The 23,056-nt window shown below is 60.2% G+C and carries 15 protein-coding genes; 7 read left to right on the top strand and 8 right to left on the bottom strand.

The window, feature by feature from the left end; genetic code table 11:
- Positions 1–75 precede the first annotated feature (75 nt).
- The 6 genes from VQ575_RS05635 to VQ575_RS05660 form a co-directional block, all read right to left on the bottom strand.
- A complete protein-coding gene (locus VQ575_RS05635; RefSeq protein ID WP_039591423.1) occupies positions 76–1,401 on the bottom strand; it encodes a sigma-54-dependent transcriptional regulator in 1,326 nt (441 codons plus the stop codon).
- Positions 1,394–3,160, bottom strand: coding sequence for a sensor histidine kinase (locus VQ575_RS05640; protein ID WP_325919232.1), 1,767 nt, complete (start codon positions 3,158–3,160; stop codon positions 1,394–1,396). Before VQ575_RS05640 ends, VQ575_RS05635 begins: the two co-directional genes overlap by 8 nt.
- Positions 3,112–3,387, bottom strand: coding sequence for a hypothetical protein (locus tag VQ575_RS05645; RefSeq protein ID WP_198723339.1), 276 nt, complete (start codon positions 3,385–3,387; stop codon positions 3,112–3,114). The genes VQ575_RS05640 and VQ575_RS05645 overlap by 49 nt, the downstream gene beginning before the upstream one ends.
- A gap of 36 nt (positions 3,388–3,423) precedes the next feature.
- Positions 3,424–6,045 carry an RHS repeat-associated core domain-containing protein gene (locus VQ575_RS05650; RefSeq protein WP_232916808.1) on the bottom strand — a complete coding sequence of 874 codons (2,622 nt, stop codon included), beginning with the start codon at positions 6,043–6,045 and terminating at the stop codon, positions 3,424–3,426.
- Between the two features lie 204 nt (positions 6,046–6,249).
- Positions 6,250–10,701, bottom strand: a complete 4,452-nt coding sequence (locus tag VQ575_RS05655; protein WP_325919234.1) for a SpvB/TcaC N-terminal domain-containing protein — start codon at positions 10,699–10,701, stop codon at positions 6,250–6,252.
- A gap of 216 nt (positions 10,702–10,917) precedes the next feature.
- Entirely contained in the window at positions 10,918–12,441 is a 1,524-nt protein-coding gene (locus tag VQ575_RS05660; protein ID WP_039591419.1) for a fumarate hydratase, read from the bottom strand.
- Positions 12,442–12,773: 332 nt separating this feature from the next.
- Here VQ575_RS05660 and VQ575_RS05665 point away from each other — a divergent pair, with 332 nt between their 5' ends.
- Together VQ575_RS05665 and VQ575_RS05670 are read left to right on the top strand one after the other, a co-directional pair.
- The gene (locus tag VQ575_RS05665) at positions 12,774–13,880 is read left to right on the top strand and encodes a GGDEF domain-containing protein (RefSeq protein ID WP_039591417.1); all 1,107 of its coding nucleotides are present in this window, start codon (positions 12,774–12,776) and stop codon (positions 13,878–13,880) included.
- Positions 13,873–14,820: an iron-sulfur-binding ferredoxin reductase gene (locus VQ575_RS05670; protein ID WP_325919236.1), complete on the top strand. Its 948-nt coding sequence runs from the start codon at positions 13,873–13,875 to the stop codon at positions 14,818–14,820. Before VQ575_RS05665 ends, VQ575_RS05670 begins: the two co-directional genes overlap by 8 nt.
- A 120-nt stretch (positions 14,821–14,940) precedes the next feature.
- Here the strand turns inward: VQ575_RS05670 and pyk are convergent, their stop codons facing one another.
- Entirely contained in the window at positions 14,941–16,392 is a 1,452-nt protein-coding gene (gene pyk, locus VQ575_RS05675; RefSeq protein ID WP_039591415.1) for a pyruvate kinase, read from the bottom strand.
- A 224-nt stretch (positions 16,393–16,616) separates the two neighbouring features.
- On the opposite strand from pyk, the gene VQ575_RS05680 reads away from it, so the two are divergent.
- Together VQ575_RS05680 and VQ575_RS05685 are read left to right on the top strand one after the other, a co-directional pair.
- The gene (locus VQ575_RS05680; protein ID WP_039591414.1) at positions 16,617–16,991 is read left to right on the top strand and encodes a tetratricopeptide repeat protein; all 375 of its coding nucleotides are present in this window, start codon (positions 16,617–16,619) and stop codon (positions 16,989–16,991) included.
- 273 nt (positions 16,992–17,264) lie between these two features.
- Complete coding sequence (locus tag VQ575_RS05685; protein ID WP_039591411.1) at positions 17,265–17,624, top strand: PilZ domain-containing protein; 360 nt, start codon at positions 17,265–17,267, stop codon at positions 17,622–17,624.
- Between the two features lie 79 nt (positions 17,625–17,703).
- Here VQ575_RS05685 and VQ575_RS05690 read toward each other — a convergent pair whose 3' ends face one another.
- Positions 17,704–18,069, bottom strand: coding sequence for a DUF6124 family protein (locus VQ575_RS05690; protein WP_325919238.1), 366 nt, complete (start codon positions 18,067–18,069; stop codon positions 17,704–17,706).
- 442 nt (positions 18,070–18,511) lie between these two features.
- Between VQ575_RS05690 and VQ575_RS05695 the strand changes: the two genes are divergently transcribed.
- The 3 genes from VQ575_RS05695 (at position 18,512) to VQ575_RS05705 (ending at position 22,944) form a co-directional block, all read left to right on the top strand.
- Positions 18,512–19,495 carry a hypothetical protein gene (locus tag VQ575_RS05695; protein WP_152668435.1) on the top strand — a complete coding sequence of 328 codons (984 nt, stop codon included), beginning with the start codon at positions 18,512–18,514 and terminating at the stop codon, positions 19,493–19,495.
- 136 nt (positions 19,496–19,631) lie between these two features.
- On the top strand, positions 19,632–20,147 hold the full coding sequence (locus VQ575_RS05700; protein WP_052742319.1) for a hypothetical protein: 516 nt from the start codon (positions 19,632–19,634) through the stop codon (positions 20,145–20,147).
- Between the two features lie 1,000 nt (positions 20,148–21,147).
- The gene (locus tag VQ575_RS05705; protein WP_325919241.1) at positions 21,148–22,944 is read left to right on the top strand and encodes a hypothetical protein; all 1,797 of its coding nucleotides are present in this window, start codon (positions 21,148–21,150) and stop codon (positions 22,942–22,944) included.
- The last annotated feature ends 112 nt before the right edge of the window (positions 22,945–23,056 follow it).

Consider the following 23,056-nt stretch of genomic DNA (forward strand, 5'->3'; position numbering starts at 1 on the left):
CGCTTATTGCGGGTGGCGGTGTGGGCGGGAATCCGCTCATGTCGATCGTTCCCAGGCGGAGCTTGGGAACGATGCTTACAAAAACATCTCTCGACTCAACCCATGCCGCTGCATCTTTTCATTGAAGGTGCGGCGTGGCAGTTGCAGTTCTTCGAGCACGGCTTTCACGTCGCCTTTGTGCCGAGTCAGGGCGGCGCGCAGGCATTGGGCTTCGAAGGCTTCCTGCTGGGCTGCGAGGGACTGGCCCGGCTCCGTCTCCAGGACGGGCAGTTGATCCAGGCCCAACACCTGGCGCTCGGCGACGTTGGCCAATTCACGCACGTTGCCCGGCCAGTCGTGGCTGAGCAGATGGCTCAGTTGCGGGCCGTTCAAGGGCGCGGCGGGGCGGCCCAGGCGTTCGGCGGCGCTGTGGGTGAAGTGCTCGAACAGCAGCGGAATATCCTCGCGGCGCTCGCGCAAGGGTGGCAGGCGCAGCTCGGCGATGTTCAGGCGATAGGCCAAGTCTTCGCGAAAACGCCCGGCCCGGGCTTCGTCCAGCAAGTCGGGCTTGGTCGCGGCGATAATGCGCAGGTCCACGTTGATGCTCTGGTTGGAACCCAGGCGTTCGAGTTTCTTTTCCTGCAGCACGCGCAGCAGCTTGGCCTGCTGGGCCAAGGGCATGCTTTCGATTTCGTCGAGGAACAGCGTGCCGCCGTCGGCGTATTCGAGCTTGCCGATGCGCTTGCCCTGGGCTCCGGTGAAGGCGCCGCTTTCATGGCCGAACAGTTCGGCTTCGAACAGCGGTTCGGGGATGGCCGCGCAGTTCAGTGCCACGAAGGGCTTGCTCGTCCTCGGGCCGAAGTCGTGCAGGCAACGGGCAACCAATTCCTTGCCGCTGCCGGTTTCACCGCGGATCAACACGTTGACCGGCAGCGTCGCCAGGTCCAGCACCTGGCGTCGCAGGTTCTGCAATGCACGGGAGACGCCGAGCAGGGTGGCGTCGAGCTTCGCCCGGGCATCGGCCTGTTCGTGCAGCCGGCGGTTTTCCAGGACCAGGAAACGCTTGTCCAGTGCCCGGCGCAAGCCGCCCAGCAACGCTTCAGGGCTGAACGGCTTTTCGAGGAAATCATAGGCCCCGTCGCGCATGGCCTCCACGGCCATCGGCACGTCGCCGTGACCGGTCAGCAAGATCACCGGCAGGTCCGGATCACGCCTGCGTACTTCGGCCAGCAACTCCAGGCCGCCCAGCCCAGGCATGCGCACGTCGCTGAGGATCACGCCAGGAAAATTTTCCGGCAGCTTCGCCAGGCAATCCTCGGCGCGACTGAACAATTGCACCCGGAACCCGGACAGGCTCAGCCATTGCTCGACCGCCGTGCGGATGCTGTTCTCGTCATCGACGACTATGACCGAATCAAGCATGCAGTTGCGCCTCCTGATCGATGGGCAAGGTCACGCACAATACCGCACCGTTTTCATGGTTGTCCGCCGTCAGCCGTCCGCCGGATTCATGGATGATTGCAAAGGAAACCGCCAGGCCGAGGCCGAGGCCATCGCCCACCGCCTTGGTGGTGAAGAAGGGGTCGAACACTTGCGCCAGATGTTCTTCGGCGATTCCGGTGCCGCTGTCGCTGACGGTCAGGCGCCACAATTGTTCATCGGCCTGCAGGCGCACTTCAAGGCGCTTGAGCGGCTGTTCGAGCATGGCGTCGAGGGCGTTGCGCAGGAGATTGATCAACACCTGTTCGAGGCGGATGGCGTCGCCGCGGACCCATGCCGGACGGGCCAGGTGCAAGACGGTGCTGACGTTTTCGTCCCGCAGGCGCGTCTCCAGCAGTTGCAGCGCCTGGTCCACCACCGCCGCGAGGTCGAGGCGTTCGCGCAGACCGCTGGGGCTTTTGCGCGCGAAGGTCTTCAGGTGGCCGGTGAGGGCGGCCATGCGCGTCAGCATATCGTCCACCGGCTTGAGGGCCTTGTACGCATCGTCGATCCGGCCGTGATCGAGCAGCAGGCGCAGGGTCGCCAATTGCATGCGCTGGGCAGTCAAGGGCTGGTTGATCTCATGGGCCAGCGCCGCCGACATCTGCCCCAACGCCGCCAGCTTGGCCGATTGCACCAGGCCGTCCTGGGCGGTGCGCAGTTCACGGGTGCGTTCGTCCACCAGGCGTTCGAGTTCCTGGCGGCTGCGCTGGCGCAGTTTTGCCAGGCGCCAGCGCTGGTTGAGAAACAACAGCAGGAACACCAGGGCCAGCCACAACCCGGCGGCGGCGAGCCCGGCGTTGCGCAGGTCTTCGAAGGCGATCTGTGGACGGCGCAGCAAGTGGAGCGTCCAGCCTTCGCTCGTCAACGCCAGGGACTCCCAGAGATATTCCTGCGGGCCATCGGGTGCCTCGACCCGGGTCAGATGACTGTTTTCGTCAAAGCGCCGCAGCGGATCGAAGGCCAAGGGTTGTAACGGTTGCTTGTCGTATTGGCGCGTGGCCTGGAGTTCGGCGCGATCGTTGTCGGTCAAGGGCTGTAGATGGCGGTAGCGCCAGCCGGGCCGATTGGCGATGAAAATGATCCCCCGCGCATCGCTGACCAACAGCGTGTCGCTGCCCTGGCGCCATTCGCGCTCCAGCTCCGGGAACTCCAGCTTAACTACCATGGCGCCAAGGAACTGGCCATTGTCGTCGGTCACCGCACTGGACAAAAAATAGCCGGGGATGCCGCTGGTTACGCCCACCGCATAAAACCGCCCGGTGCCCTGGGTGCGGGTCTGGAGGAAATAGGGACGGAAACCATAATTGTGCCCGACATAGCTGCTGGGCAACTTCCAGTTGCTCGCCGCTACGGCCAGGCCTGTGTGGTCCAGCAACTCCAACGTCGAGGACTGCGCGGCGCCGTTGATCTTTTCCAGCTTGCGGTTCAAGACATCCTGCTGCGCTGGGCTGACCGGTCCCTTGAGGGCGTCACGCAGCTGCGGGTCCAGCGCCAGCACGGCGGGCAGGGCGCGGTAGCGTTCGATCAGGGTGTGCAACGAATTGGCGTACAGCGCCAGTTGCTGGCTCGCGCGGCTGGCGTCTTCCTCCAGGGCCGTACGTTCGGCGTGGCGCAGGGCGAGGGTGGCGGCAACGGCTGCGCCAGCAAGTATCAGGACGATGGCAAGAGACAGGCGCAAGGGGCGTGACATTGCTGGCATGGATAAGTCGAGACCGGGCTGAGACGGGCACGATAGCACGCGGCCCTGCTGAGCGTGACGATACTCGGACGGTGTAAGAACCGCTGGTTGCCATGGGCATCGAACAATGCATTGAAATCCGGCTCGGGATCGCCTTCTTTCCAGCGCACGCTTCGGTTGCTGTCGAGGTCGATGCGCATGTCTTGGGTGTGACTATTGCCTTCGCGAATATGGCGCAAGCGGGTCACAGAACCTGCCAGGTCTGACAGGGCTTCGATGCGAGGCTACCGGAGCATGCTCTGCGTCTGTTTCAGATGGCCGATGGCAGCCTCCATCCCTCTTCTAAGGCCTCGGCGGGTGATTCCGTTCGAAGGGCCCACCATCTTCTCCAGCGGCACATAGGTGTTGATCGCTTCGAGGCCTGCGTCATCGAAAAGCTTGTCGACAACGGCCATCTCTTCGTTCAATAGGTTGATCAGACCGTTGATGTATTGATCCGCCAAGTCGATTTTTTCCTCGGTGAGCGCGCGACCCGCCCCAATGATTTCATGAACTATTTCAATGGCACCCATTGCCGTTTTCACCATGGCTGAAATTTCGCTGCCGCCTGCGGTAGCCGAGGCTTTCAATGCAGTAGACGTGCCGGTGTTGACGCCTTCCTTGGTTAATTTCCATAGGCCCTTTTTTGTGGGAGATGCTGTGGCGTTGATGAGGTCAGCGCCTTTTTTTCTGACATACTCCAAGGAATCCATCACGTGATATTCCCCCTTTTTCACAATTCGAATCGGGTCCAATTTCTTGCTTTTGAATTTAACGGAGGCACCTATTCCTGCATTTTCCAAGGCGTAGTCCAGGCCAATGCTGACGGCTTTGGTCACGGTGAAGCCAATGATGGCGCCTAACGCCGTGCCACCTGGGCCCGCCACACTGCCGAACGCCGCCCCTGCAATGCCCATCCCGATACCCACGCCATAGCTGGCCCCCTGCGCAGCAAGGTGACTGCCGATACGCCTCGTCGACGACCTGAAAAGGGCCGATCCTGAGCGATGGTTGGCCAGTTGTGTTTGAGCGTCGATAGCTCTGCGCGTGGACATTTTGAGAATGTCAGTAAACCGGGCCACGCCGATGGATAATTTGAGTTTTGCGTTGTGTTGAAGCTGTCTCTCCTTTGCTGCCGCCTTTCTCATGTCTCTCTGCGCTGGCGTCTCTACCTTGAGCAGTCGCATCAGCCCGCCATCATCGGCATAAGTCGTCGGGTTATTGGCGACGAACCCATAAAGGTTCAAGCCGTCGACATCCCCCGCCGGATCGGCACTGATCCAGCGCTGCAACCATGGTGCGTAGTAGCGCGCGCCGAAGTGGTACAGACCGCTGGCGTCCAATTCCTTGCCCGAATAGCGGATCGTCTTGTAGCCGACCTCTATGAGCGAACGACCGGCCCGCCAGGCAGTGCCGCCGAAGGGGTAATAAAATTCGAGGCTAATCAATTCGCCGTGGCGGTCCAGCTCCAAGGTGCAGGAACCATGGGGCTCATCGAGGCTGTAGCGCAACTGATCAGCCTCGATCCCGCCAGGTTGACCAGCCTCCCAATGCAGGCAGCGAACACTGCCGTAAGCCAGCTCCAGGCTTATGACATGCAATATTTCGCCGCCGTTGGACGTGTGTAGTTCAAGTCCATCCAGATAACGTGTTTCCTGGACCGTTGTGATCGTCGTGTGGGTTTTGCCGACCCGTTCACCTTGGCTGTAGAGGTAGGTTTCCTCATCGTCGCCCAAACCGCTGTCGCGCTTGATCATGGTGACGCGGCTGAGTTGGTCGCGGGAGTTCCAGGCAAGCGGTGGCGTACCGGCCTGCAAGAATGATTGGTTGCCGTGGGCGTCGAACAATGTGTCGAAATCCGGGTTCGGATCGCCGCCTGCCCAGCGCATGCCCCGATTGCTGTTGGGATCAATGCGCATGATTCGCGTGTGGTTGTTGCCGTCGCGAATATGGCGTAGACGGGTCAGGTTGTTGCCGCTGTCATATTCATACTGTTGGGAGTAGTTAAAGCGAGGGCCCGGATCGATGGGAATGATTGGCGTGGGCAATCCGGGTTGCAGGTGCGGTGCCTGGCCCTCGAAGCCGCTGGCGCCGACCAGGCGATAGAGCGAGTCGTAAGTGAATTCGCGATGGCCATCCACCCGTTGGTTGGCAAAATGGACGGTGGCGACGGTGCGGTCATCAATGCGCACTACATTGCCGACGAGATCGTAAAGGTAGGTCAGGTCCTGGCGCAGGTCTGCACCCGGCTTTCCTGCCTGAAACGTGCACAGCCGACCGTCCACCGGATCATGGACCCATCGACTGCTTACACCGTTGGCGGTGTCCTGGCGCTCAATCTGGCCGGCGGCGTTGTAGTGAGCCGCCAGCATGATCGGTTGCGGTGCGGCATCCAACTTGAGCTGCAAGTCCACTGCCTTGAGCTGCCCGGCCACGTCCAGGCGTAAATGCTGGCGATGACCACCTGCATCGGTCTGGCTGACCGGTGCGCCGAAGGCATCCAGGATCCGCTCGGTCGCATGGACGCTGGAGTCGGTAAACGTGCGGGCCTGACGCAGGGGCAAGCCCGCCAGGCCATAGCTGTCGCAACGCAACGTGCCTGACGGATCGACTTGTTCCAACAATTGTCCGCGCAAGTTGTGGCCGGCGTCTTGAGCGGCGTCGCCATAGGTGAAGGTTTCGACATTCAAGTCGCTGTTCTCGTCCAGGGCCACCGGGCGCAACTGGCTATCATGATGGACGCGCCATCGATTGCCGCGCGCGTCCCAGTGCAGCAGGGGGGCGCCAGCCAGCCCCGGTAATATCAAGCGCCAGCCGGCATCGACACTGTCGATATGCAGCGGCTCGCCCTGGAGATCGTAGATCATGGACTGGTTGGGTCTCGGGGCATGCCCGAACAGCCGTGGATCCCATTGTTCGGCGAGGCGCCCGGCCCCATCGAAGTGTTGACGGGCGATCAGGGCGACAGCAGGAGCCGAAGCTTGACTACGCAGATAGCCGATTTGCCGCACGGGCAGGCCACGCCCATCGACTGCGACAATGTCCGGCGTACGAGCGTGGACATTGGTCATTCAACCCTCCGGCAGTGCGCCCGTCCGTGGCGGGGCCGTATCGTTGTAATCATGATCACACTGATACCAAGGGTGGTAGACCTGCCACGCTTCATCGCCCCTGGCATTGACGATCTTGACCAGGCGCCCCGGCGGGTCGTAGAACTGCTGGTCGTGATAACCGTGCTCGCGCAGTGACGCGTCGTTGATGTAGTGCCAGGCATTGGCGAAGTAGGGGCGATAGACCCGGGTGACCAGGCCCTTGTTGTTGTACTCGACCCGTTCGCTGACGCGCCAGCGCGGGTCGGCTTCAAGTTGTACTGGCTTGCCATCCTCGCCAAGCTGCAAGGTGCCATCCTCCGCCACGGCATAGGCTTTTCCGGGTTCGACCAACTGCTTGCTTTGCAGGGGGCGACCAAAGCCATCGATTGCGCTCAGGGCGATGCGGATCTGCTGCAAGGGATCGTCCGGGTAGCGATCGGCGCTCAGCACGACACTGTGAGCCGGTTCCCGGGCCGCTGCCTGGATCAGCGCCCAGAGCTGTTTCTCATCGGCGCTCCGGGCTTTGTTTTGGGCCAGGCGAACCCGCGCCGAGGCCCGGATGTGACCACTGGGCAGCAGGTATCGGGCAGCGATCCAGCCGTCACGTTGTGTCGATGACACTTGAGCGGGCGCAAGCAAGCCCATCCAGCTCAGATACTCGACGCGCACGGCGCTGGCGATCCTGTCCAGGGTTGCCTTGGGGTTCGCTATGGCGTAGGCCGGTGACAGGTCTTCAGGAGGCAGATGATCCTCGATGGCACCGAAGCCCACCGGAACACCGTTTTCGGTGCCGTGGAACGTCACGCCCAACGGCACGCCCTTCGGTCCGTACAGCGCTTGCTGGATGTTCTCGTTGGCATCAATGATTTTGCGCGGCAACAGCGAGTGATAGTCGTATTCGACGTGGGTGGTACAACCGTCCGGGAGCCGTACGGCGGTGGCCATCAAATGAAACTCGTCGTAACTGACCGAGGTGATGCCGTGGCTCCGGGTCTCTTGTAATTGGCTGATGCCGAAGAAGCCTTCCAGCGACAGGTATTGGGGAAAACCGATTTTCTTGGACCAGAGATTTCGGGCCTCGTCCTTTTTCGAATCTTCAAGCAGGAACAGCGCCATGGGCTCGAAGCCGATCGTTTCCAGTTGTTCGCGAATGTCGAACGGTTCAGGCACCACGTCGTAGGCGCTCAACGCCTGCTCGTCGAATTCGGCGATTTCCAACGGGCCGCGCAGGGCCTGGAACAGGATCTTGTCCGACGCGTCATGCTCGTACGCCTGTTCTTCGAGGGCGATCAATACCCGGGCGGTTGTCCATGACTCCGAGCTCTGGTGCTCGACGAAATGTTCGTAGCTGACCTGTTCCGGGCGCAGCCCATCCGGGAGTGTGCCTTTGGCGCGTTGCAGTCCGTTGGTCCGGGCGCGCCAGGGCAGGCCCAGTCGTTGGCGTTGTCCTTCTTCATCGATGAGCTGTATATATTCGGCGCGGCTTTCAGTCAGGTGATACACCTGCTGCTGTTCGTCATGGGCATCGCCCCACCAGATGTTGTCGTACTCATCATCGAAGGGTGGCGCATCGTCCGCAGTGAGGCGGCGGGCGTAATGGACGACGAAACCGTGAGTGAGTTGACCATAGTTGTTCCAGCCCAGACTGATGGTGTGTTGGGCTTGCGGGTCGTTGATGAAGCCATCGTACTGGTAGCTGACCGCTTCCAGCGCCAACACCAGCAAGCTCTTCTGGTTGGCATGAGGTTGGCGCAACAGGTAGCGTTGTTGCGTCACGGTGTACGGCTCGAGCATGTCGATCGATTCGGCGTGATGGGCCTCGCTGCGCAGTACGTGGCCAGCCAAGGCATAGGCCATTTCCCGGGCGGTCTCGGGGTCGAGATCGAGGATTTCGTCAGCGCTATCCAGATCATGGAATCGGGTCAGGAGCGTGGGCCCCAACGGTGGGGCGTCGGGGTCGCCTTCGAAGCAGTCTTTAAGGGGCTGGTCGATACTCCGTCCGGTGTGGAACCACGTCTTGACCAGCACCGGAGCGGTAAAATTCTCGTCTGTTTCGCTGGGGGGCATTTCGCTGTCGAGCTGATATAACCGACCAAAGCCGCGGAACTCGCGGTGATAGCTGTCGTAGTCGCCTTCGAAATAACCGAAGTACTGAGTCAGGCAGTTACCGGTGATCTCATCGAGCTGTTGCTGGCGCGTCACCAGTGACAAGGCCATGGGCAGGTAGCAATCCAATGGTTCGTCGTTCGCCACACGCTGTGCTTTTTCATCCAGCCAGAACTGCGCACTGCTGCGGTACGCCAGGGTGCTGCTGCAACCCATGTTGTTGTTCGTGGCGCTGAGCAGGTAAGGCCGCGCCGTGACGAAATCGTAGCGCCAGTGCCTGGGTTTCATATCCGGCGTGGCATGGGGCACGCTCAGGATCAGGCTCGCACAACCCAAGCCTTGCAGGTCGGCCAGGGTGACTTGGCAGAGACTGTCATAGCGCAGGCCATCGGGCCAGGGCACCCGCAACGCCACCTGATCCAGGCCATTGCCACCGTGGTTCAGGTAGATTTCAAAGCAATCGCTTTTCAGATAAATCAACGCCGGCGCCCCGGAGCCATCCAGATCGGCGATCCGCACCCGATCGACATCGAACTCGTCGTATTGGAAGGGCAGGGCACTCATGACAAAACCTTCGCCGAAACGCCCATGCCCGAGGTTGGGCCAACACTTGATTTCGTTGAAGCGGATGCGACACAGCTCGGTGGTGTCGCTCCCCAACAGATTGCTGAACAGCACCAGTTCGCTGCGCACATCGCTGAACAGTGGCAGGGTGCTGTCCGGTTCATGGGCAACGTCCACACCCGCGGCGAACCCCTCTTCGCGAAGGTTTGCGTAGAGCCGCACGCTTTTGGGTCCGATCATGGCCAGCGAGCGCAATCCATCGCCGATCAGGTCGCCCAACTGTGCGGCCGGGTGCAGGAACTCCGTGGGGAAGCGCTTGAAGTCGGTGAACGTAGACCAACTGCGGTCCGGATTCAGTGTGTAAAAACCGTACATGCCGGGTTGGGCGATGACCCAATTGAGCCGGCCGCTGCCGGTCAGGTCGGTAAGCAACTGCATGGCCACCGAGTTATCGGCGGCGACAGGAATGCTCGGCAGCAGTGACCAAGGGCCGTAGCCGATGGCCTCGCTGTCACCCTCCGTGGCGCGTTCAGGCTCGCGGTAATACCAGCCATTGCTGTAACGGCACAAAAAACCGGGCACCCCTTCTCCGTAAAGGTCGACACACTGGTAGCGCAGGCCGTCTTCCAGGGCGGGCATGGTCTCCAGGGCAAAAAACGCCTTGGGTTCGAGGTCAGGTTCGAAGTCGGGGTAGTGGAGTTCTATCGGTGCGGAGTACTCGAACCGATCCTCGGCATCCCAGTCTTGATAATGGGCAGCGGTCAACAGGCTATAGCCCAGCTTCGTCGGTGTGTATTCCAGCAACAGTCGCCGCACGAGGGCCGGTTCGGCGTCGGCAGGGAAGCGATGAAACATCAGCACCTGATGACACAGTCGCCGTGTCCCTGTTTCAAAACCGTACCGGTACGCGTGGAATGGGTCCTCGCGCAGCAGCCAGGCGTCTTCGTCGACAGCTGTCCATCCGGGTTTTTCGTCGAGCTGGAGGGTACGCTGGCCGTAGTCGAACAAAAGATGAAAGTGCCAGTCCCGGTCGGCCGGGTCCTCTTCTTCGAAGCAATAGAAGGTTTCGCTGGCCGTGGCGTTGCCATAGCACACCCGGATCAGGTATCGCTGGGCGCTGTAGTCATGTGGGCCCTCGGAAGGAGCCGGGTCTGCCGCATACTCGTAATAGATGTGCTCGCCCAATGGGCTGACTTCCTCCAACAACAGCCATTCGGTAATGCGTAGGGCGTTCTTGGGGTCGGCGATGCGCGATTTGTCGCTGTGCCCATAGCAATACAAGTTCCCGTTACTGCCTTGTACTCGCCAGAACGAAGGCTGGCCGCCGTCGGGCATCCACAGCTCGTAAATGTCGAATGTACTTTCCACCCTGGGGTAATAGCGCACCACCGTGAAGGTCATTTCGCTTCGCCCCGGGAGCGTGCGCGTCACATGTGTCCCGTGGTCGGGCCAACGATCCACTCCGTCGGGGCCCACCATGACATCGTCTTCCTGGTAATGCGGCACGCCTTTGCTGGTTTTACGAGCGATGCTGGGAATCGGCAGTTGCATGCCAATACCGAACGTGCCGTTGCCGCTCTGGCTGTTGTATTGCAGAACCAGGCCCGGTGTCAGGTGACGGGCGCTCGACACGGGCAGGGGTAACTCAAACGAGGCTGCGCCCCGCGTACCCACCGGACCGAGGCTGTTGCCGATCGTTGCGATTGACGCGCTGCCAGCGATGGTGGGCGTGATGATCTGGAGGGGTGCTTGCTCTGCCATGCTTTTTATCCCTTGACCCGCGCCAGGCCTGATTCCTGGCCACGATGAGAATGCCAACGGCGAGCTGGGATGTAACCTGTCAGATCTGACAGGTCGATGGGTACATCCGATAAACGGTTTTCCCCCGCCGGGTCAGCAGGGAACCGGACACATGTTCAAAAAAAAGGCCGGTGAGCTTGTCGCCCACCGGCCTTCTTCACAGCGCTGGAGTGCCTGTTACTGCACTTCCACCGCCAGGCTTTCGCTGATCTTCTGCTGCCAGATCGCCGGGCCGGTGATGTGCACCGACTCGCCCTTGCTGTCGACCGCAACGGTCACCGGCATGTCCTTGACCTCGAACTCGTAGATCGCTTCCATCCCCAGTTCGGCGAACGCCAGGACCTTGGATTTCTTGATCGCCTGGGCCACCAGGTAAGCAGCACCGCCGACGGCCATCAGGTACACGGCCTTGTTGTCCTTGATCGCTTCGATCGCGGTCGGGCCGCGCTCGGATTTGCCGATCATGCCCAACAGGCCGGTCTGTTCGAGGATTTGGCGGGTGAATTTGTCCATTCGCGTGGCGGTGGTCGGACCGGCCGGGCCGACCACTTCGTCACCCACCGGGTCGACCGGGCCGACGTAGTAGATGAAGCGGCCCTTGAGGTCCACCGGCAGGGTTTCGCCCTTGTTCAGCATTTCGACCATGCGCTTGTGCGCCGCGTCGCGGCCGGTGAGCATCTTGCCGTTGAGCAGCACGGTTTCGCCCGGTTTCCAGCTCTGCACGTCTTCCGGGGTCAGGGTGTCGAGGTTCACGCGACGGGCCGATGGGCCGGCTTCCCAGACGATTTCCGGGTAGGCGTCCAGCGGTGGCGCCTCCAGCGAGGCCGGGCCGGTGCCGTCGAGCACGAAGTGGGCGTGACGGGTGGCGGCGCAGTTGGGGATCATGCACACCGGCAGGGACGCGGCGTGGGTCGGGTAGTCCATGATCTTCACGTCGAGCACGGTGGTCAGGCCACCCAGGCCCTGGGCGCCGATGCCCAATTGGTTGACCTTCTCGAACAGCTCCAGGCGCATCTCTTCGATACGGTTTTGCGGGCCGCGGGCCTTGAGCTCATGGATGTCGATGGATTCCATCAAGACTTCCTTGGCCATGACCGCGGCTTTCTCGGCGGTGCCGCCGATGCCGATGCCGAGCATGCCCGGTGGGCACCAGCCGGCACCCATGGTCGGAACGGTCTTCAGGACCCAGTCGACGATGGAGTCGGAGGGGTTGAGCATGGCCATCTTCGACTTGTTCTCGGAACCGCCGCCCTTGGCCGCCACGTCCACTTCCACGGTGTTGCCCGGGACGATGGAGTAGTGGATGACCGCCGGGGTGTTGTCCTTGGTGTTTTTGCGCGCGCCTGCCGGGTCGGCGAGGATCGATGCGCGCAGGACGTTTTCCGGCAGGTTGTAGGCGCGACGCACGCCCTCGTTGATCATGTCGTCCAGGCTCATGGTCGCGCCATCCCAGCGCACGTCCATGCCCACGCGCACGAACACGGTCACGATGCCGGTGTCCTGGCAGATCGGCCGATGGCCGGTGGCGCACATGCGCGAGTTGATCAGGATCTGTGCCATGGAGTCACGGGCCGCCGGCGATTCTTCACGCAGGTAGGCTTCGTGCATCGCCTGGATGAAGTCCACGGGGTGGTAGTAGGAAATGAACTGCAGGGCGTCGGCAACGCTCTGAATCAGGTCGTCTTGCTTGATCACGGTCATGAGTCGCGCTCCTCTCTAAGACGGGAACATTCAATAAGGTGCCGTCCGCATGGGTGCATCGGTCGACGGACGGCACCTCTTAAGGCACGCCGGGCATGCTGGCGCGACGCTAAAAAGGCGCGGCAGTATATCGCAGGCTGGGAACACTGTGGGAGCGAGCTGCCTTTGTGGCGAGGAGCATCCAAAAACTGCGTCGATCTGGGCCATTGCTTTGACGCCATTTTTCTGATCCAGAATTGAATGGTCATTTGTCGAACACGCCACTAAAGTGGCGTCTGGCCTGTAGCGTAGGACCGTTCTGTCAGTTCCCCTTTCCCATGGTGAGTCACCGATTGACCCATAACGCCATTCAACGTCTTTTGCTTAAACGTTTCGCCCTCGCAGCCACGACTTATGCACTGGCGCTGGTGTTGCTGTGGCTGGCGTTCTTCAGCGGCCATTACCTCGACTCGTTGCGTGGCGTCGTCATCGGCACGCTGTTGGTGGTGTTGTGCCAGGCTGGCTTGTTCGCACTGTTCATTACCGACCGCAACCTGCGCTTCGCCGACCCCAGCCTTACGGAAGTGCAAGTCTGGATCGGCCTTGGCTGGCAGACCTGGATGATGGCGCACCTGGACCAGGCCCGCGGCGTGTTCCTGGTGTTCTATGTGCTGATCCTGCTGTTCGGGCTGTTCCACCTGACGCGGCGGGCCTTCGTGCGCTGTGCGACGCTGGTGTTCATCAGCTTTACCGGGATCACCCTGTGGGATGGTTATTTCTTCCAGCTTCCCGATCCGACGTTGGCCGGCTTGCAAGTGTGCGTGTTGTTCATCGTGCTGGTGTGGTTGGTACTGTATGCCCGCTATGTCCAGACCTCGCGCCAACGCATGCGCCAGCGCCGGTTTGCATTGCAGGCGCACCAGGACACGTTGCGCGGCATGATGCGCCAGCTCGAAGACCTGGTGGCGACCGACGAACTGACCGGCCTGTTCAATCGCCGCCATTTCCTGCGCCTGGCGAGCCGTGAACTCAATACCCTCAGGCCCGGTGTCGCCCATGGCCTGGCCTTGATCGACCTGGACCACTTCAAGCGCATCAACGATTTGCACGGCCATGCCGCGGGCGACCAGGTGCTCCAGGCCTTTGCCGGCGTCGCCACGGCCTGCCTGCGCGAAGGTGACGTGCTGGCCCGATACGGTGGCGAAGAGTTCGTCATGTTGCTGCCGGCCTGCGACCCTTCCCGGCTGACGGTCTGTTGCGAGCGCTTGCGGTTGGCGTTCACCGAAGTTGAGCTGATCGACCTGCCGGTCGGTAACCTTAGCCTGTCGGTGGGCATGACGATGCTGGAAATGGGCGATGACCTGGACAGCGCCTTGCAGCGCGCCGACCAGGCCTTGTACCGTGCCAAGCGAGACGGCCGCAATCGTTGTGCCGCCGCTTGGGAGAATGTCGATGCCTGAGTTGAAAGTCGCAGGCCAGCAGTGGTCGGTGACGGTGGGCAGTAACCTGTTGGATGCGTTGAACCAGGCTGGCGTGGCGGTGCCCTACAGTTGCCGTGCCGGCAGTTGCCATGTGTGCCTGGTGCAATGCCTGAGCGGCGACGTGCGCGACAGCCGACCCGACGCCCTGGCCCCGGCGCAGCGCGATCAAGGCTGGCGCCTGGCGTGCCAATGCCAGGTAGTCGAAGACGTCCACATTCATACCTTCGACCCGCAACGCGACGGCCAGGCCGCCGAGGTCGCGGCGGTGGATTGGCTGGGCGCCGACGTGCTGCGCCTGCGCCTCATCCCGGAACGACCGTTGCGCTATCGGGTCGGACAACACCTGGTGTTGTGGGCCGGTGATGTCGCCCGGCCGTATTCCCTGGCGAGCCTGCCCGAGGAAGACCGCTTCCTGGAGTTTCACCTGGATTGCCGCGCGCCCGGGCAGTTCATCGATGCGGCGCGGCAACTGGAGGCCGGCAGTCCGATCCGCCTCGGTGAACTGCGCGGCGGGGCGCTGCATTACGATCCCGACTGGCATGAAAAGCCGTTATGGCTGCTGGCCTCCGGTACGGGCCTTGGGCCGTTGTTTGGCATCTTGCGCGAAGCGTTGCGCCAGCAGCATCAAGGTGAGATTCGGTTGATTCATGTGGCGCGCGATGCTGCGGGGCACTACCTGGACAAACCCCTGGCGGCATTGGCGGCCAAGCATTCGAACCTGAGCGTCGAGTTGCTGACCATCGCCGAAGCCACGGGCGCCCTCGCGCAACTGCGCCTGGCTTCGCGCCAGACCCAGGCGCTGCTCTGTGGTCATCCGGATTGGGTCGAGGCGTTTGCCAAGCGCTTGTACCTGGCGGGGTTGCCACGCAATCAGTTGCTGGCGGATGTGTTTCTTACCCGGGATAAATCTGCCGGCTGATCCATCGCTTTCTCGAGCCTGCTCGCGAACGCGACAGTCCAAACACACCGCTTTCCAAAGCCAGAAACCAAAAAGCCCCGCCATTCACATGGCGGGGCTTTTGTTTTCAGCAGCCGATCATCAAACCATCGGGTCGCCAACGTGCAGGATCTTCATTCCGTTGGTGCCGCCGGTGGTGTGGTAGCTGTCGCCCTTGGTCAGGATGACCCAGTCGCCTTTCTCCACGACGCCGCGTTTGGTCAGTTCATCAATGGCTTTCTGGCTGACTTCGTGCGGCTCCAGCGAAGCCGGGTCGAACGGAATGGTGTACACGCCACGGAACATCGCTGCGCGTGCCTGGGCTTCGCGGTGCGGGGTGAACGCGTAGATCGGCACCGAGGAGCGGATACGCGACATGATCAGCGGGGTGTAGCCACTTTCGGTCAAAGCGATGATCGCCTTCACGCCCGGGAAGTGGTTGGCGGTGTACATGGTTGCCAGGGCGATGCTTTCGTCGCAGCGGGTGAATTCCTTGCCGATGCGGTGGCTGGAGGTCTTGCCGGTCGGGTGCTTTTCAGCGCCGATGCAGATGCGCGCCATGGCCTGCACCGCTTCGAGCGGGTAGAGGCCGGCGGCACTTTCGGCCGACAGCATGACCGCGTCGGTGTAGTCCAGCACAGCGTTGGCTACGTCAGACACTTCGGCGCGGGTCGGCATCGGGTTCTGGATCATCGACTCCATCATTTGGGTCGCGACGATCACCGCTTTGTTGTGGCGGCGTGCGTGCAGGATGATCTTCTTCTGGATGCCCACCAGCTCGGCGTCGCCGATTTCCACGCCCAGGTCGCCACGGGCCACCATCACGGCGTCGGAAGCCTTGATCAGGCCGTCGAGGGTTTCGTCGTCGGCCACGGCTTCGGCGCGTTCGATCTTGGCCACCAGCCAGGCGGTACCGCCGGCTTCGTCGCGCAATTGACGGGCGTATTCCATGTCCGCCGCGTCACGGGGGAAGGACACGGCCAGGTAATCGACTTCCATTTCCGCGGCCAGCTTGATGTCGGCCTTGTCTTTATCGGTCAGGGCCGGCGCCGTCAGGCCACCGCCGCGACGGTTGATACCCTTGTGGTCCGACAACGGGCCGCCGATGGTGACGACGCAATTCAATTCAGTGGCGGTGGCGGTCTCGACGCGCATCACCACGCGACCGTCGTCGAGCAGCAGTTCGTCGCCCACGCCGCAGTCCTTGACCAGGTCCGGGTAGTCGATGCCGACCACCTGCTGGTTGCCTTCGGTCAGCGGGTGGCTGGTGGAGAAGGTGAATTTGTCACCGATCTTCAATTCGATGCGCTTGTTGGCGAATTTGGCGATGCGGATCTTCGGGCCTTGCAGGTCACCCAGCAGGGCAACGAAACGGCCATGCTTGGCGGCCAGGTCACGCACCAGCTTGGCACGAGCCTTGTGCTCGTCGGGCGTGCCGTGGGAGAAGTTCAGGCGGGCAACGTCCAGGCCAGCCAGAATCAGCTGTTCGAGAACTTCCGGCGAATTACTGGCCGGGCCAAGGGTAGCGACGATTTTGGTGCGACGGACGGACATGCAGGACTCCTCAAGTTCAAGCGCCAGCGAAGGCTACTATGGTCTTTGGGTGTAGTCATTGTTCATGTGCACTACTTATTCGTTTCTTTTTCGAAATGAACATTCCTGAAAATTTTTGCGCCTTTTAACTACTAAAGGCGAACATTGCGCTTGTGGCGAGTAGTTTCGGGCTGAAGATTTTCTGGCCCGGGTCGATAAAGAGCTCAAGACAGGAGAACCTCCCCATGCGATTCGTGCTTTTTATTGCCTTGGCCTTGAGTGTCACGGGCTGCACCCGTTGGTCGATGAACCACCACATGAACCTGGCCTACAAGGCCTACGAGCGCGGCAACTGCGAGCAAGTCATGCTTGAGTTGTCCAAGGTCGACCGGGCCAGCCGTGCCCGCCGCTATATGCAGCCGGAAGTCTCGATGATGCGCGGCCAGTGCCTGGAGCGTCAGAAGCTGTACGTCGATGCGGCGCAAACCTACCAGTTCATCCTCACCCAGTACCCCAACAGCGAATATGCCTACCGCGCCCGTGCCCGGCTCGAAACCCTGCAGAGCCTGGGCCACTATCCGACCCGCAGCGCCTCGGCGATTCGTCCCACGGCGTTCTGACCAGCATTGAATTGAAACCATTGGCGCGAGGCAGCTGTCGGACCGATGACCGGCAGCTTTTTTCGACTGGCTCTCGCCTGCGCATGGGCTATATTTGTACAAGTCGTGACTAGGGCTGGCGCTCTAATTTCGTAGCGTCACCTGTGACCGGTAGCATTTAGCCAGCCTCGTTGCGAGCGTCTGGCACCGGGATCGGGGAGAGCGGGCTGGCCTGGGCTCGTTCCGAAATACTCGTTGGCCGCGGAATCGGTCATCAAAAAAGCGATACAAGACATGTACAAAGATCGTCGAATTGCACGACATGAATTGTCGTACTGCCTTGAGGTCTTCAATGGTGTCAACGGAAAACCCATCGGGTTCTTGGGCAATGTTTCAGACGATGGCCTGATGCTGATCAGCCATTTGCCGCTGATGGTCGGCGCAGAGTTTGACCTGCGCCTGAAGTTGCCAGCCGATGATGGGCCCCAGCAACACATCAAGTTGAAAGCCACCTGTCTTTGGTGCTCGGAAGACGTGACACCCCAGCATTTCGACGCCGGTTTCAGCCTGCAATGGGCGCCACCGGAATATGGCTATCTGGTGAGTGCGCTGCGGCAGTACTTCAGTTTCTACCCGATGTCGGCCTCGGCTTGAGCTGCTTGCCGGCATAGCCACTGTGGGAGCAAGCCTGCTCGCTCCCACAGGGTGGGCCATTTATCTGTTCATTGCGCCCTCAGCGCTGCACCTTCGCCTCGCCATCCAGCAACTTCTCCAGCAACAACACCCCCATCTCGCCCATCTGGTGAATCGCCAGGGCCAGGTTGCGCGGGGCGCCCTCCAGATCGTCGGATAAATCCAGGATCAGCGTACTGACCGAGCAGAAGGTTTCGTAAGTGTGCGCCAGCACGCCTTCGGGGTCGGCATCGGGCGCGACGATGAAGTAATCCAGCTGTCGTTGTGTGTTGTCCGGCTTGCCGACGTCGGGCTTGAGGTAATGGTCCAGGGCTTTTTGCGCGGCTTTGACGAGCTTCCGGGCTTCGGCTGTCTTGGGGGCAGGGCGTGGAGCGGTTTTGGGGGGATTGGGTGTTGGCTTGATCATATTCACTTTTCCGTATTGAGGCTGCCACCCGGTTCGCGACTAAACGAAGGGTGGCGGCTGGACGCAGGTTAGTCGACCGGTGGAAAAGTGAAGCCCGGCGCGCCCGGGGGCGCCCTGCGAACAGCCACCATCAAGTGCGGGGAGGGAACCCGACTGGATGACGCTTGTGCACATCACTTTTGCCACTGGGCGACTAAACCCGATCGCTGAGGTGTCAGCGACGCGAATCACGTTACGGGGCAAGGCCAAGGCGCACAAGCCGGCGGATTCTGGCGGATCTGTAGTCCGTTGCGCAAGGTTGTGTAGTCAGTTGGGGATTGCCGGGTGTTGCCGTTGGTCGGGACTGTCAGATCTGTCAGGTGTGGAGCGGTCCGTCGTACCTTTTACTGTGCTCGGAATCGCTCGGCTAATCGCCAGCTTTAACGACATAAATAGGTGACTGATGAGCACTGACAATCATCTCGAAAAAGGCGAACCAGAAAATAATAGTAATCCGGAAAATGGCGGCGAAACTAAGGATGCCGCAAAGCGGAAGGGGTGGGCACCTAAACCCGGCGCCAAGATCAAAAGCGTGGAGAGTGGCCCTGCTGTTATTGTCAAACCTGATCCGCCATACATCACTCGCCCTGTCAACGGGGCGACTGTACGGCCTGACTTGACTGTCTTAGGTGGAGGTTTGCATCAAGCTGAAGTTAAGGTTTATCAAAGCCGTACGGGGAAAGAATTATCTAGTTCGACTTGGGTTGATGGTGATGGTAGTTGGCGAAGAACGTTGTTTGAGCCTCTGCCAGAGGGAGAGTTTTTTTTGACTGCCAAGCAACAGTTAGGTGGTGAGTGGTCGGACTGGGCTGAAGAAGTCAGAGTAAACGTTGTTGCGCCCTCGCCGCCGCCTCCGGTGATTACGGCACCGCCTGAGAACAGTTTTCAGGAGAGGGGATTTGTGCTGCAAGGTAACGGAGGTATCGCGGGGGCTGATATTTATGCGCTCATAGATACGAGAGGCGATGAAGTTGGTAATAACCTCTTGACAGGTGTCAATTGGAGTTGCCCTGTTACAGTCACGCCAGGGCCCTGCTCATTGGTTGTCATTCTAAGGAAAGATGGGACAGACCTATCCGGACGTAGTGCCCCGCGAGCGTACAAAGTTCGTCCACCTGCGTTGACCCATGTCACCGTTACCCATCCAACCGAAAGCACTATCAAATTTTCAGGCGACGGCAATATCGACGCAACGGTCGAAATCTCGCTGGAAAGTGACCAATCCGTCACGCCACCGCTTTCTGTAGAGGTGAGAGAAGGGAAATGGGAAACCACGGCGCGTGATTGGCCGCCCGACACGTATTACCTGAAGGTGATTCAGAAACTACCAGATCGCGCAAGCGGTTGGATTGAGTCTTTACCGCATAGTTTTACTGTGAGTTGGTAACTGCCGGTACAAGAGATAAGACATGAAGCGGAAAGGACTGACGCCAATCGTTGCTCAGGAATGTCAGGTTTGACAGGTACCTGAATATTTCATCCAGGACCAGGTTGACCGAAGTATCAACACGAGAGCTCATACTATGAAAAATGAAACCCAAGCCGATATTAGCACTGAAGAACTGGCAGGCCCACAGTTGGAAGAGAGAGAGCGGACCAGAGCGGCGCTATACGAAGAGTTTAAAGAGGTCAGCTCTCGCGATATTAAAGCGAAGCGCCACCAATCCATTCCATGGGTGACAGAGACAGTACGGGTGCAGACGGGTAATTTTGTGGGGGAACTGACTTATGATTATGCATTTAAGGACGGGCAGTTCCACTTTCAAACAGTCGAATACAAAATAACTCGCTTGAACGGGCAGTCGGGGGGGAATAAAGCTAACATAAATATCTTGCTTTGGAATGATGTGGGCGGTTACACGCAGTGGGGGCATAACTCACCCGATGCAATGTGGCAGGATGGTCTTACGCATAACTATCCCAATGCTCAGGTCAGTCTCAGGGAATGGGGTTGGACGACTGTGTGGGTCGAATTCATATTTGACAAGTCAGGGGGTGATCCGCGTAAGAGTACAACGAAGCAATATGTCAGGAGTTAGAGGGGTGCGGATTTTATCATGATATGCGGGAGGTATGAGTATGACACAGAATAAAGATTCCGCTCCCCAAGCCGTTGTAATTACGACGCCTACTAATAATGGTTATGCGAGAAACGCGAATATTCCAGTGAGTGGAACGACAACCGGTAGTACATCCTTTGTAGTCCGGATGTATAAGGGCGTTGAGCAAGTCTCACAACAATCGACAACGCCGGCCGGTAGCCGTTGGGATACTTGGATCGAAAGAGGAGGGCCTTTCGCACCGGGGCAGTACAGGCTTGAAGTCAGCCAACCTCCCATGAGTATTACAGTCAACTTGCGCGTCACCCCCGTCACGATCACTGCTCCCCCGTCCGGGGAGGTGCCAGACAAGCAGTTTATCGTCACCGGAACGGGCGGCGAACAGGGCGTAGGAATCGTCACCCTACACAACGCCTCAGGCGACGGGCTTATCGCAACTGCCCAGATCAGCAGTGCTGGGAGCTGGACCGCAACGCTTACTCATGACAGTTATGCCACCCCATTAAGCTTTTACGCCAAGCAGACCATCGGAGTCTACGAGTCCCCAAAATCCTCAGTGGTCCGAGTAGAGCGGCGCCTAAGCGCACCTCGCATCACAGGGCCGGCGGCTAACTCGGTTCAAGACGCGACCTTTACACTCTCTGGTGACATGGGAGCTGGGGGCGCTAGGGTTCGTGTGTTCCGAGAGTTTCCAGAAGCTGAGGTCGGTAATGAAGCCGTGACTCAAGCAAACTGGACCTGTCGTGTTACCGTTCCTGCAGGACCTTTTTCGCTGAAAGTACGTCAAGAAATCGGTACCAGAAAGTCACTGTTCGGCGTTCCTGTTAGCTTTCGTATTCGTCCCCCCAGATTGACCAGTGTCACCGTTACCCACCCAACCGAAAACACCATCACATTTTCAGGCGACGGCTATACAGACGCATGGGTCCAAATCTCGGTAGTCAGTGGCCCGGATGTCACACAACCGGAAGCTGCGCAAGTGATAGGCGAGCACTGGGACGTCAGCGTCCGTAACTGGCCGTATGGCATCTACGACCTTAGTGTCATTCAGAAGGTATCGGACAACGCCGGTGGCTGGATCGAGTCTCAGCCGTACACGTTCACCGTTGATTGCACGCTGCCGGACGTCAGCGATGTGACGTATACCCCGAATTATCGGCCGACGTTCTCGGGTAAAGGTTTCAGCGGCGCCACGGTCAAACTTGTTAACTCCCCTGACAATCCGAGCGATGTCGCGCCCGAGGCGCTGGTGCACGACGGCGAGTGGTCCAGCGAGGCATCAGAGGAGTGGGGGCCGACGCTCAAGGGCGAAGTGCATATCAAGCAGTTCCTGGGTTGCAAGGAGTCGGCGAACTGGGTCGAAGTCGAGGTGACGATCCCTCCGTTGGCGCCTGTCATGAACGAACCGGTTGAGAATGGTCTTTCGCCGAATCTCAGCGGCACATGTTGGCCTGGCGCTGTCCTGAAACTCAAGTACAGCGACAGCGATATTGAGCATGCCGTTACCAACAACAACGGCGTTTGGAGCTTCCGCCGCGAGACGCCTTTCGAACTCGAAACCCTCCACACCGCAACGCTTATCCAGACTGCGGCCGAGCAAGATTCACCGCCAGCATCAAGGACTTTCACGGTTTCTGTACACATGCTCAAGCCGGAGATCACCTATCCCGAGCCCAATGCCGAGGTGGGCCGCAATGTGACCATCCAGGGACGCCAGGGTATGGCCGGGGCCACGATGCAATTGCACGATGTCCAATTCGGCCGGCCTCTGGGAGACCCCAAGTTGTTGACCGCCGACGGCGAGTGGTCAATCCAACTGACTGGGCTGGCGTTTCGTAAGTATTACCTCGATGCACAGCAGACCCTCGGTGAGGGCCCATCGGAGCGCAGTGATCGACTGGAGTTTACGGTAGTGCTGTTGCCACCGGAATTCGACGTACCGCAGCCGGGCGGCAATTTTGCGCGTACTTCATGGTTGTCGGGCAAGGGGATGCCCAATGGGGCGGTCAGCGTCTGGCTGCAGGGCGACGACGCACCGTGGCTTGAGCGCATACCTGTTGATTCCAATGGTGACTGGTCGCGCGAAGTGACCTTGCCCGTGGGCGAAACCACGATCCGCGCCCGGCAATTCTTCCGGGACGAGAACGATGGCGATCAGACGTCTGCCGACAGCCCATGGCTGACGTTCAACGTCGTCCCAGCCGCCCCTTACATCGAAACCCCCTGCGCCGGTGAACACATTGGCCGGCGTGTCGTGGTGTCCGGTTTCGGCGTACCAGGGGATACGGTGGAGGTGAGGTTGGACGACACGGACTTGACGCTTCTGGCGCGCAGCTCGGTGCTGGACGACCGTACCTGGTCCGTCACGGTGATGCTCGATCAGTCCGGCGGTTCCCATGGCCTGGTGGCCGTGGCGCAGAGCGAGGGGTTCGAATCCGAGGACTCTGAACCTCGCATGGTGGTGCTGGGGACGTACCTGGCGTCCATCGATATGCCGGCGACAGGCGATTGGCTCGCCAACCCGGTCGAGTTCAAAGGCCAGGGCCGGCCGGGGATTGGGCAAGTGGTGAGCGGGTACAACCCTGATCACGTCTTGGCGGCGGATCTCATAGTCGAGGACCGCGGTTGGCAGGGAGTGTCGACACAGGTGTTGTCCGCTGGCGGCCATTGGTGCCGATTCAAACAAACCCTCGACGACGGCGGGGAAGACGGCACGGTTTCCGGTTGGGTGGAGAGTGGGCGTTTCGAAGTCCTGCCGCCTTCATCGCCACCCTGATGTCGCGCGTCCGATGGACGGCCATATGAACTGTCAGATCTGACAGTAGCCGATCAGCGTTCCGTGGCGCCCAATGTACTCAGCAAATGCAATGGCCTGACCGCTACGTCAG

Origin of the sequence: Pseudomonas frederiksbergensis (genome assembly GCF_035751725.1) — a bacterium.
Taxonomy (GTDB): domain Bacteria; phylum Pseudomonadota; class Gammaproteobacteria; order Pseudomonadales; family Pseudomonadaceae; genus Aquipseudomonas; species Aquipseudomonas frederiksbergensis_A.

Excerpts from the sequence above, each read along its gene's own strand:
- VQ575_RS05635 (WP_039591423.1), bottom strand. The coding sequence starts at position 1,401 with ATGCTTGATTCGGTCATAGTCGTCGATGACGAGAACAGCATCCGCACG.
- VQ575_RS05640 (WP_325919232.1), bottom strand. The coding sequence starts at position 3,160 with ATGCCAGCAATGTCACGCCCCTTGCGCCTGTCTCTTGCCATCGTCCTG.
- VQ575_RS05650 (WP_232916808.1), bottom strand. The coding sequence starts at position 6,045 with ATGATCTACGATCTCCAGGGCGAGCCGCTGCATATCGACAGTGTCGAT.
- VQ575_RS05655 (WP_325919234.1), bottom strand. The coding sequence starts at position 10,701 with ATGGCAGAGCAAGCACCCCTCCAGATCATCACGCCCACCATCGCTGGC.
- VQ575_RS05660 (WP_039591419.1), bottom strand. The coding sequence starts at position 12,441 with ATGACCGTGATCAAGCAAGACGACCTGATTCAGAGCGTTGCCGACGCC.
- VQ575_RS05670 (WP_325919236.1), top strand. The coding sequence starts at position 13,873 with ATGCCTGAGTTGAAAGTCGCAGGCCAGCAGTGGTCGGTGACGGTGGGC.
- pyk (WP_039591415.1), bottom strand. The coding sequence starts at position 16,392 with ATGTCCGTCCGTCGCACCAAAATCGTCGCTACCCTTGGCCCGGCCAGT.
- VQ575_RS05680 (WP_039591414.1), top strand. The coding sequence starts at position 16,617 with ATGCGATTCGTGCTTTTTATTGCCTTGGCCTTGAGTGTCACGGGCTGC.
- VQ575_RS05685 (WP_039591411.1), top strand. The coding sequence starts at position 17,265 with ATGTACAAAGATCGTCGAATTGCACGACATGAATTGTCGTACTGCCTT.
- VQ575_RS05690 (WP_325919238.1), bottom strand. The coding sequence starts at position 18,069 with ATGATCAAGCCAACACCCAATCCCCCCAAAACCGCTCCACGCCCTGCC.
- VQ575_RS05695 (WP_152668435.1), top strand. The coding sequence starts at position 18,512 with ATGAGCACTGACAATCATCTCGAAAAAGGCGAACCAGAAAATAATAGT.
- VQ575_RS05700 (WP_052742319.1), top strand. The coding sequence starts at position 19,632 with ATGAAAAATGAAACCCAAGCCGATATTAGCACTGAAGAACTGGCAGGC.